At 68.2% G+C, this 9483-nt stretch carries 9 protein-coding genes; 4 read left to right on the forward strand and 5 right to left on the reverse strand.

All coding sequences use genetic code 11. The features are described from left to right. Together rmuC and AC1DOC_RS07815 are read left to right on the forward strand one after the other, a co-directional pair. On the forward strand, positions 1-379 hold a 379-nt coding region (gene rmuC / locus AC1DOC_RS07810), incomplete at its 5' end, for a DNA recombination protein RmuC (RefSeq protein ID WP_478129628.1). Beyond that, the gene (locus tag AC1DOC_RS07815; RefSeq protein WP_028256160.1) at positions 376-1539 is read left to right on the forward strand and encodes an MFS transporter; all 1164 of its coding nucleotides are present in this window, start codon (positions 376-378) and stop codon (positions 1537-1539) included. The genes rmuC and AC1DOC_RS07815, both read left to right, overlap by 4 nt. Positions 1540-1584: 45 nt before the next feature. On the opposite strand, the gene AC1DOC_RS07820 is transcribed toward AC1DOC_RS07815, so the two are convergent. From AC1DOC_RS07820 to earP, 4 genes are all read right to left on the reverse strand, one after another. Further along, complete coding sequence (locus AC1DOC_RS07820; RefSeq protein WP_026283814.1) at positions 1585-2448, reverse strand: LOG family protein; 864 nt, start codon at positions 2446-2448, stop codon at positions 1585-1587. A gap of 62 nt (positions 2449-2510) precedes the next feature. Continuing rightward, on the reverse strand, positions 2511-3290 hold the full coding sequence (locus tag AC1DOC_RS07825; RefSeq protein WP_369664336.1) for a crotonase/enoyl-CoA hydratase family protein: 780 nt from the start codon (positions 3288-3290) through the stop codon (positions 2511-2513). Positions 3291-3376: 86 nt separating this feature from the next. Further along, positions 3377-3931: an elongation factor P gene (gene efp / locus AC1DOC_RS07830; RefSeq protein ID WP_012746921.1), complete on the reverse strand. Its 555-nt coding sequence runs from the start codon at positions 3929-3931 to the stop codon at positions 3377-3379. Positions 3932-4121: 190 nt separating this feature from the next. Further along, positions 4122-5285, reverse strand: coding sequence for an elongation factor P maturation arginine rhamnosyltransferase EarP (earP, locus tag AC1DOC_RS07835; protein WP_012746922.1), 1164 nt, complete (start codon positions 5283-5285; stop codon positions 4122-4124). Between the two features lie 83 nt (positions 5286-5368). Between earP and AC1DOC_RS07840 the strand changes: the two genes are divergently transcribed. Further along, a complete protein-coding gene (locus AC1DOC_RS07840) occupies positions 5369-6766 on the forward strand; it encodes a M20/M25/M40 family metallo-hydrolase (protein WP_412510640.1) in 1398 nt (465 codons plus the stop codon). Positions 6767-6801: 35 nt separating this feature from the next. On the opposite strand, the gene AC1DOC_RS07845 is transcribed toward AC1DOC_RS07840, so the two are convergent. Then, on the reverse strand, positions 6802-8856 hold the full coding sequence (locus AC1DOC_RS07845; protein WP_041945463.1) for a gamma-glutamyltransferase family protein: 2055 nt from the start codon (positions 8854-8856) through the stop codon (positions 6802-6804). Positions 8857-8997: 141 nt separating this feature from the next. Between AC1DOC_RS07845 and AC1DOC_RS07850 the strand changes: the two genes are divergently transcribed. After that, positions 8998-9483, forward strand: a 486-nt coding sequence (locus AC1DOC_RS07850; protein ID WP_478129629.1) for a GIY-YIG nuclease family protein, incomplete at its 3' end; no start/stop codon positions are given.

Here is a 9483-nt window from a genome sequence, read left to right on the forward strand (position 1 = left end):
CCTCTATGCCGAGGTGCTGCGCCGCCCGGGCCTGATGGACGCCATCCAGCGCCAGCACCGCGTCACGCTGGCCGGCCCCACCACCCTGCTTGCCATGCTCAACAGCCTGCACATGGGCTTTCGCACGCTGGCGCTCGAGCAGCAGGCCTCCGAGGTCTGGAAGGTGCTGGGCGCGGTCAAGACCGAGTTCGAACGCTATGGCGAATGGGTCTCGCGCATCAAGGAGCAGGTGGCCAAGGCCTCCGACACGCTCGACAAGGCCGACACGCGCGCCAAGCAGATGCGTCTGGCGCTGCGCAAGGTCGAGGCGCTGCCCGAGGCCCAGTCGCAGGTGCTGCTGCCTCCCACCGCAGACAGCGAGGGCGACGACACCCCGTGAAAGGCTCCGAACTGCTGCGCGTGATCGGCGCCCAGGTCTGCCTGCACGCCACCATGGCCGGCATGCGGCTCGCAACCCCGCTGCTGGCGCTGCAACTGGGCTACAGCGCGGCGGCCGTCGGCGTGCTGATCGCGCTGTTCGCGCTCACGCAGGTGTTCCTGGCGCTGCCGGCGGGGCGCTTTGCCGACCGGTACGGGTTCAAGCGGCCGCTGTGGCTGTCGGTCATTGCGGCTTCGGCCGGCGCAGCACTCGTGCTCGCCTTTCCGACCTTTCCAATGATGTGCATCGCGGCGCTGCTGACCGGCGGCGCCACCGGCGCGACCGTCATTGCGCTGCAGCGCCACGTGGGCCGCTCCGCGACCAACGCCACGCAGCTCAAGCGCGTGTTCAGCTGGCTTGCGATAGCGCCCGCGGTCGCCAATTTCATCGGCCCTTTCGTCGCCGGCATGCTCATCGACCATGCAGGGCGAGCCCCTGCGGACATGCTGGCGTTCCGGGTCTGCTTTGCGGTGATGGCGGCTTTCCCCATCGCCTGCTGGCTGCTGGCGCGCGGCGCGCACGAACCGCCGCCTGCGGCACCCGCCGCCGGCGCCGCGCCCACGCGCGCCTGGGACCTGCTGCGCGAGCCGATGTTCCGCCGCCTGCTGTTCGTGAACTGGCTGCAATCGTCGAGCTGGGACGTGCATGCCTTCGTGCTGCCGGTGCTGGGGCATGACCGCGGCATCAGCGCGTCGATGATCGGTTCCATCCTCGGCGCCTTCGCCATTGCAGCGGCGGCCATCCGGGTGGTGCTGCCGCTGGTGGCCTCGCGCGCTTCGGAGCGAAGCGTGATCCTGAGCTCCACCCTCGTCACGGCGCTGGTGTTCGCGGTCTATCCGCTGCTCGATTCGGCCTGGAGCATGGGCCTGTGCTCGGTGATCCTGGGCTTTGCGCTCGGCGCGGTGCAGCCGATGGTGATGAGCATGCTGCACCAGATCACGCCGCATGCGCGGCACGGCGAGGCGCTGGGCCTGCGCCTCATGACCATCAACGCCTCGAGCGTGGCCATGCCGATGCTGTTCGGCTCGATCGGCGCGCTGATCGGCATCGCGGGCGTCTTCTGGGTGGTGGGCGGCGTGGTTGTGCTGGGGGCGCGGGCGACCTGGGGCTTGAAGGTCTAGCTGCCCCGCGGAGGCGGGGCGATGCCGCCGGAGCCTGGAACCGGACTACAGCTTGTAGAAGCGCTTGATCGCATCCCAGGCATCTTCGGGCGCGTCGACGTATTCGAAGAGCTTCACGTCGGCCGGCGAGATCACGCCTTCCTCGACCAGGAAGTCAAAGTCGACCAGCTTCTTCCAGTAGGCCGAGCCGAACAGCACGATCGGCACCGGCTTCGACTTGCGGGTCTGCACCAGCGTGATCACCTCGAACAGCTCGTCCAGCGTGCCGAAGCCGCCCGGAAACGCCACCAGCGCCTTGGCACGCATCATGAAATGCATCTTGCGGATCGCGAAGTAGTGGAACTTGAAGCTCAGCGCCGGCGTGACGTAGGGGTTGGCTTCTTCTTCCATCGGCAGCGCGATGGCCAGGCCGACCGAGAGGCCGCCGCCTTCGTGCGCGCCGCGGTTGGCCGCCTGCATGATGCCGGGGCCGCCGCCGGTGCAGACAAAGAGCTTGTCCTCGGGCTCCTTGCCGTTGCTGAACTCCGCCACCAGCTTGCCGAAGGCGCGGGCCTTCTCGTAGTAGTGCGAGCTGCGCGCCAGGCGGCGCCAGCGCTCGGCCGCCACCGCATCGCCGGCGGCTTCGGCCTGCGCGACCAGCGCGGCTGCTTCTTCCTCGCTGCGAAAGCGCGCGCTGCCGAACACCACCACGGTGTTCTCGATGCCGTGGGCGCGCTGCTCCAGGTCGGGCTTCATCAGCTCGAGCTGCATGCGGATGCCGCGGGTTTCGCGGCGCAGCAGGAATTCCGGATCGGCAAAGGCGAGGCGCGAAGGATCGGGATCGAGGGGGAGGCCCTTTTCGGCGTGCGCCTTGAGGGTGGCCCAGGCGTCCGCGAGGCGCTTGTCGTGAAGGTCGTGCGTGTTGTTCATGGAGAAATCGGACAGGAAGACTTGCAGCATTGTGCAGCGTCGCGGATGCGGCGCCCCGCGGCTCAGAAGGTGCCGTGGCGCCCCTCGCCGCGCACGAAGCGTTCGGCACCGGCCGCGCCTTCGGCCGCGACGATCGGCACGCCGAGCCGGCCTTCCTGCCTTAGCGCATCGGCCAGCGGCAGGCTCCATTGGGCATGAGCGGATTGGCGGTCCGCCAGCATGCACTGCTGCGGGAACGACGCGATCTCGCGCGCGAGCGCTTCGGCCGCGTGGCGGGCCTGGCCGAGCGGCACCACGCGGTTGACCAGGCCCATGGCCTGCGCTTCCGGGGCGCTCACGGGCCGTCCGGTCAGGATCAGGTCGAGTGCGCGGCCCATGCCAACGATGCGCGGCAGCCGCACCGTGCCGCCGTCGATCAGCGGCACGCCCCAGCGCCGGCAGAACACGCCGAGCACGGCATCTTCCTCGGCCACGCGCAGGTCGGCCAGCAGCGCCAGTTCCAGGCCGCCGGCCACCGCATGGCCGCTGATGGCGGCGATCAGGGGCTTGGCAAGCGCCATGCGGGTCGGGCCCATCGGGCCCGTGCCGCCGCCCTCGGGGTCGAGTTCGTTGCGGCGCGCGGGGTCGCCGACCGCGCCCAGGTCGGCGCCGGCGCAGAAGGTGCCGTGCTCGCCCCAGAGCACCGCAACGCGCTGGCTTTGATCGGCTTCGAAGCGCTCGAAGGCGGCGCGCAGCGCGTCGGCCATGGGCCGGTCGACGGCGTTGCGCTGCTTCGGGCGGCTCATGACGATGGTGCTGACCGGCCCATCGATCTCGGTGCGGACGCTGGCGGACGTGTTCATGGGCGCAAGGGTAAGCCCATCAACGGAAAAAGGCTCCCTGCGGAGCCTTTGTCGTTGGGTGCTGGCCAGCCAGCATGGGTGCGGGCTTAGACGCGCTTGCGGTATTCGCCGGTGCGGGTGTCGATTTCGATCTTGTCGCCTTGCGACACGAACAGCGGCACCGGCACTTCGAAGCCGGTGGCGATCTTGGCGGGCTTGAGCACCTTGCCCGAGGTGTCGCCCTTGACGGCCGGCTCGGTCCAGGTGATTTCGCGCTCGACGCTGGTCGGCAGTTCGACCGAGATGGCCTTGCCGTCGTAGAACACCACTTCGACCGGCATGCCGTCTTCGAGGTAGTTGAGGGCGTCGCCCATGTTCTCGGCTTCGACTTCGTACTGGTTGTACTCGGTGTCCATGCAGACGTACATCGGGTCGGCGAAGTAGGAGTAGGTGCACTCCTTCTTGTCCAGCACGATCTGGTCGATCTTGTCGTCGGCCTTGAAGACCACTTCGGTGTTGAAGTTGGCGATCAGGCTCTTGAGCTTCATGCGCACGGTGGCGGAGTTGCGGCCGCCGCGGCTGTATTCGGTCTTGAGGACGACCATCGGGTCCTTGCCGTGCATGATGACGTTGCCGGCGCGGATTTCTTGAGCGATTTTCATATCAGGTTCTCTGGATGTTGGCCGCTCGGTGCGCGGAGCCATCGGGCGACGTATGCAATGTGGTTTGCAAGGTCTTGCCGGCGTGTCTTGCCGGCCTCATTGGCCCCGCGGTACATGTCCCGCGGCAGGTTTGGCGGAGAGCATCTCGGATCTGTGTAGATCCGGGCCGAAATCCGCAAAGCCCACTATTTTAGCTTTTTCCGGCGACCAGATGCCGCAATTGAGTGACCAAGTCCTCTTGTGCGCACAGCTTTTGGCGGGCGGCCAGCACGGTTTCACGCCATGGGCCCTGTGTTTCGAGAGCGGGCAGGGGGCTGCTGTCGAACCCGTTCCAGGCATGGTGGAACTGCCGCAGCGACGGCGGGGCGCCCAGCCAGTCGAGCCAGGCGCCGAGCTTGACGTGGTGCGCGTCGTCGTCCTGCGGGTAGATCTGCCAGACCAGCGGCGCGCCGGCCCACAGCCCCCGAACGAGCGAATCCTCGCCGCGCACGAAATTCAGGTCGCAGGCCCAGAGAAGATGATCGAAATCGGCTTGCGTGAGATACGGCAGGTATGAAATTGATAGCGCGCCGAGCCCCGAGACCCCGTGATCCGGCTGTTTCCTGTCGGCAAAGAACGCCCTGACCGCATGCGCGGCCCGGCCCGAGGTGACCAGGAGCCGCGTGGGCTGCGAACCGGCCGCCAGCTGCTCGAGCAGGGTGGCCAGCGACGGCGGCTCGTAGCAGAACAGCGACACCAGGCGTTCGCCATCGCGCCAGGGAATTTGCTGCGCCGCCAGCCATTGCGCGCGGTCGAAGCGTGCCCGTCGCTCCAGCAGGCCGGGCTCCCGCAGCAGCCCTCCCGTGGCGGGTGTGAAGCCCGGATAGAAAAAGCGCTTCGTCAATCCCGTGCCGGGCCCCTTGAACACGGGCGAGGGCAGGCCGTGCAGGCGTTCGACGTACGGCTCGGCCGACAGGTACTCGAGATTGATCCACGCCCGGCCCGGCCCCCCCGGGGCCTGCGGCTCGGCAAAGCGCGCGATCAGTTCGGGCGCCGGCTCGCAGCCGAAGGCCTCGACCAGCACATCGGGCGGCGGGGCCGCCACGGCTTGCCGGACGGCGGCGGGCTGGAGCCAGTCGACCACGCTCACGCCCTCGCAGCCGGTGGGCGCCATCCAGTGCAGCGCCGTGGCGTCGTCGATCCACAGGCGCACGCGTTCGCCGAGGGCGGCCAGCTGGCTCGACAGCCGCCAGCACACGCCGAGGTCGCCGTGGTTGTCGATGACCCTGCAGAAAATGTCCCATTGCATGGGCGCGAGTGTGCCTGTCTTCGGCGGGGCGAGGCCGTGGTGCCTGCTTGGTATGCTGGCCGGCATCACAACATCCGGAGAGAGAAACCATGCGCCTGCCGACCCGCCGCCGTTCGCCACTTTCCCTTGGTTTCTTTGCTCACCCCGGCATGGCGAGAACCGTGCTCGCGCTTTCCCTGGCCCTGGGCGGCCTGGCCGGTGCCTCGGCCCAAACGGCGCCGTCGCTGACACCGCAGCAGCAGCGCTTTCACGACATCTACAAGGAGCTGATCGAGATCAACACCAGCCATTCGGCGGGCGACAACACGCTCGCGGCGCGCGCCATGGAAAAGCGGCTGGTCGAAGCGGGCTTTGCGCCCGGCGACATCCAGATCTTCGAGCCCTTCCCCAAGAAAGGCAACCTGGTGCTGCGCTTCAAGGGCAACGGCAGCAAGAAGCCGCTGCTGCTGCTGGCCCACATCGACGTGGTCGAGGCCCGGCGCGAGGACTGGAAGACCGATCCGTTCAAGCTGCAGGAAACCGGCGGCTATTTCACGGCGCGCGGTTCGATCGACGACAAGGCCATGGCCTCGGCGCTGGTGTCGGTGCTGGGGCAGCTCAAGCAGGAAGGCTTCAAGCCCAGCCGCGACATCATCCTGGCGCTGACGGCCGACGAAGAGCGCGGCGACGCGCTCAGCAACGGCGCCTTCTGGCTCATCAACAACAAGCCCGAGCTGCTGCAGGCGGAGTTCGGCATCAACGAAGGCGGCGGCGGCGAACTGCGCGGGGGCAAGCCCAACCTGCACCGCATGCAGGTGGCCGAGAAGATGTACACCACCTACATGCTCGAGGCGCGCGACGTCGGCGGCCACAGCTCGGTGCCGACCAAAAGCAACCCGATCTACGCACTGTCCGCGGGGCTCGAGCGCCTGGGCAGCTACGCGTTCCCGGTCAAGCTGGGCGAGGTCACCAAGACCTATTTCGCACGCAGCGCGCCGTTTGCCACCGGCCAGCTGGCCGACGACATGCGCGCCGTCGGCGGCGGCAACCCCGAGCCCGCGGTGATCGAGCGGCTCTCGGCCAACCCGGCCTACAACGCGCAGCTGCGCACCACCTGCGTGGCGACCATGGTGCAGGCGGGCCATGCCGAGAACGCGCTGCCGCAGTCGGCCAAGGCCACGGTCAACTGCCGCATCCTGCCGCACGACGACCCGGACGAAGTCGAGCGCCTGCTGACCCAGGCCGTGGGCAACGACAAGATCGTGGTGCGCAACCTCGGCAAGCCCTTGCGCAGCCCGGCCTCGCCGCTGAACGGCGACCTGGTGAAGACCGTGGAATCGGTGACGCAGGCCATGTGGCCCGGCGTGCCGGTGGTGCCCGCGATGAGCACCGGCGCCACCGACAGCCGCTTCATGCGCAACGCCGGCATTCCGATGTATGGCGTGACGGGCATGTTCCTCGATCCCGCGGATGCGCGCGCCCACGGGCTGGACGAGCGCATCGAGATCCAGCGGCTCTACGACGGCCGCGAGTTCCTGTACCGGCTGGTGAGCGAGCTCGCCAGATAGGCGCCGCCCTCCCGCGGAGAGGGCGGGCCTCCCGGTCAGGGCGTGAAGGTGTCTCCCAGCACGATGCCTTCGCGCCGCGGGTCGGCGCCGCCGGTGAGCACCGGTTTGCCGCCCACGGTCGTGCGCATGATGGTGCTGATGCCGCTGGACTGCGCCCCGAAGCCCACCGTGTGGCCGAGCGCGCGCAGGCCGGTGATCAGCGGGTCGTTGTTGCCCGAGTCCGACGTGTCGATCGCCGGGTGCTCGCCGCCCACGTTGGTGGTCTTGCTGTTGGAGGCGCCGAAGTCCACCAGCGAGGTGGCCTGCTGCGCATCGAGGCCCCAGTCGAGCGCGCCGACCAGCGTCTTCACCACGTACTGGATGATCGTGCCGCCGCCCGGCGATCCGGTTCCCATCACGAACTCTCCCATGCTGCCGTCGCTGTTCTTCCTGAACACCATCGTGGGCGCCATCGTGCTGCGCGGGCGCTTGCCGGGGGCGACGCGGTTGGCCACCTTCACGCTCGGCGTGACGCTGGTGTCGTCGGGGTTGGAAGCGAAGTCGGTCAGCTGGTTGTTCAGCATGAAGCCCTGGGTCATGTGGAACGAACCGAGCGTGCTCTCGACGGTGGTGGTCATCGTGACGACGTTGCCCTGCTTGTCGACCACGGTGAAGTGCGTCGTGCCGTGCTCCTCGGTCTTGTCGATGCCCAGGGGCACGCTTCCAAGGTCGCCCGGCAGTGCCGTTCCCATGCTCGCCGACAGGCTGATCAGGCTGGCCCGCTTCTGCAGGTAGGGCTTGTTGATCAGGGTGTTGACCGAGCCGCCGGGCAGCGGCACGAAGTCGGTGTCGGCCACGTATTTGTCGCGGTCGGCATAGGCCAGGCGCTCGGCCTCGCTCACCAGGTGCACGCCCATCACGGTCGGCTTGCCGCCTTCGAGGTCGATCGCGGTGGGCTTGTACAGGCCCAGGTTGAAGGTCTCCAGGATGCCCAGCGACTGCACCACCGCAATGCCGCCGGAGGACGGCGGCGACATGCTGCACACGTAGTAGTCGCGGTAGGCGCCGCAGACCGGATCGCGGCGCTTGGCCACGTAGCCGGCCATGTCGGCCATGGTCGTCTTGCCGGGCGTGATGGCCGAACCGTCGGCGGCCGCCGTGATGCCGATCTTGTCGACGATGCCTTGCGCGATGGCGCCGGTGTAGAACGCGTCCGCGCCCTGTGTGGCAATGGTGCCGAGGGTCCTGGCATAGGCCGGATTCTTGAGCCTGGTGCCCAGCGCCTTCGGCGTGCCGTCGTCGTTGAAGAAGTAGGCCGTGGCCTCGGCGTCGCGCTTGAGGCTGGCGGCCGAGCCGGAGATGGCGGCGGCCATGCGCCCGCCGATCGGGAAGCCATCGGCGGCGAGCGTGATGCCGTAGCTGAAGAGGTCTTTCCAGGGCAGCTTGCCATGGTCCCTGTAGGCAATGTCGAGCATGCGCACCGCGCCGGGTGTGCCGATGGAACGGCCGCTCGCACGGGCGCTGGGCTTGGGCGGGTTCTGGTCCGCCACGTCGTCGATCCAGCGCAAGTAGTTCTCGGTTGCCGCTGCCGGCGCCATTTCGCGCCCGTCGTAGGCCTGCAGCTTCCTGGTTGCCGCGTCGTAGTGAAGCATGAACGCGCCGCCGCCCAGGCCGCTGGATTGCGGCTCGACCAGGCCCAGCACGGCCTGCACCGCCACTGCCGCATCGACCGCGCTGCCGCCGGCCTTGAGGACATCGCAGCCCGCGCGCGTGGCGAGCGGATGGTTGGCCACCACCATGTAGTTCTTCGCGTAGACCAGCTTGTGGCCGACGACGTAGCCCGAGGCGGGCTCGGGTGCCGCCGGGTCGCCCGGGTCGCCGGAACCCACCACGACCGGCGTGCCGCCGTCGCCGATCAGGCAGCCCTTGTCGGCTTCGGGCGGCGGTGGGGCAGGCCGGCTGGCGTTGGCCGCGTTGATGGCGGCGATCGCCGCGACCAGGGCGGCGTTGTCCTGCGCGCCATTGCCGCCGCCGCCGCAGCCGGCCACCGTCAAGGCCAGCGCGATGGGGGACAGTGCCAGCCAGGCGCCCGTCCGGATGTTTTTCTTCATGGAGAGTTCCCCCGAGTAGTCTTGATGAAATGACACAGGCGCTCCTCGCGCCCGTCATCATCAGCACAATTCATTCCAGGCCGATCGGGGTTTCCTCGCAGGCTGGCCCTGCGGCCTGGCGTGCGCGCCACAATAGCCGCCATGTCAGACGTGCATTCCGATCAGTTGCTCAGCGAAGTCGCGGCCCTGCCGCAGCTGCCGGGCGTCTACCGCTATTTCGACGCGGCCGGCGCGGTGCTCTACGTGGGCAAGGCGCGCAACCTCAAGAAGCGGGTTGCCAACTATTTCCAGAAGAGCCATGGCGGCACGCGCATCGGCCACATGATCAGCAAGATCGTGCGCATGGAGACCACCGTGGTGCGCTCCGAGGCCGAGGCGCTGCTGCTCGAGAACAATCTCATCAAGACGCTCAAGCCGCGCTACAACATCCTGTTCCGCGACGACAAGAGCTACCCCTACCTGAAGATCGCCTCGCACGAGTTTCCGCGCCTGGCCTACTACCGCGGCGCGGTCGACAAGAAGCACCGCTACTTCGGGCCCTACCCGAGCGCCTGGGCGGTGAAGGAGTCGATCCAGCTGCTGCAGAAGGTGTTCAGGCTGCGCACCTGCGAAGACACGGTGTACGCC

The sequence above is a fragment of the Variovorax sp. 01T439_2 genome, from assembly GCF_056398445.1.

Coding starts and splice junctions, on each gene's coding strand:
- AC1DOC_RS07820 (WP_026283814.1), bottom strand. CDS start 2,448: ATGAACAACACGCACGACCTTCACGACAAGCGCCTCGCGGACGCCTGG.
- AC1DOC_RS07840 (WP_412510640.1), top strand. CDS start 5,369: ATGGCGAGAACCGTGCTCGCGCTTTCCCTGGCCCTGGGCGGCCTGGCC.
- efp (WP_012746921.1), bottom strand. CDS start 3,931: ATGAAAATCGCTCAAGAAATCCGCGCCGGCAACGTCATCATGCACGGC.
- earP (WP_012746922.1), bottom strand. CDS start 5,285: ATGCCGGCCAGCATACCAAGCAGGCACCACGGCCTCGCCCCGCCGAAG.
- AC1DOC_RS07845 (WP_041945463.1), bottom strand. CDS start 8,856: ATGAAGAAAAACATCCGGACGGGCGCCTGGCTGGCACTGTCCCCCATC.
- AC1DOC_RS07825 (WP_369664336.1), bottom strand. CDS start 3,290: ATGAACACGTCCGCCAGCGTCCGCACCGAGATCGATGGGCCGGTCAGC.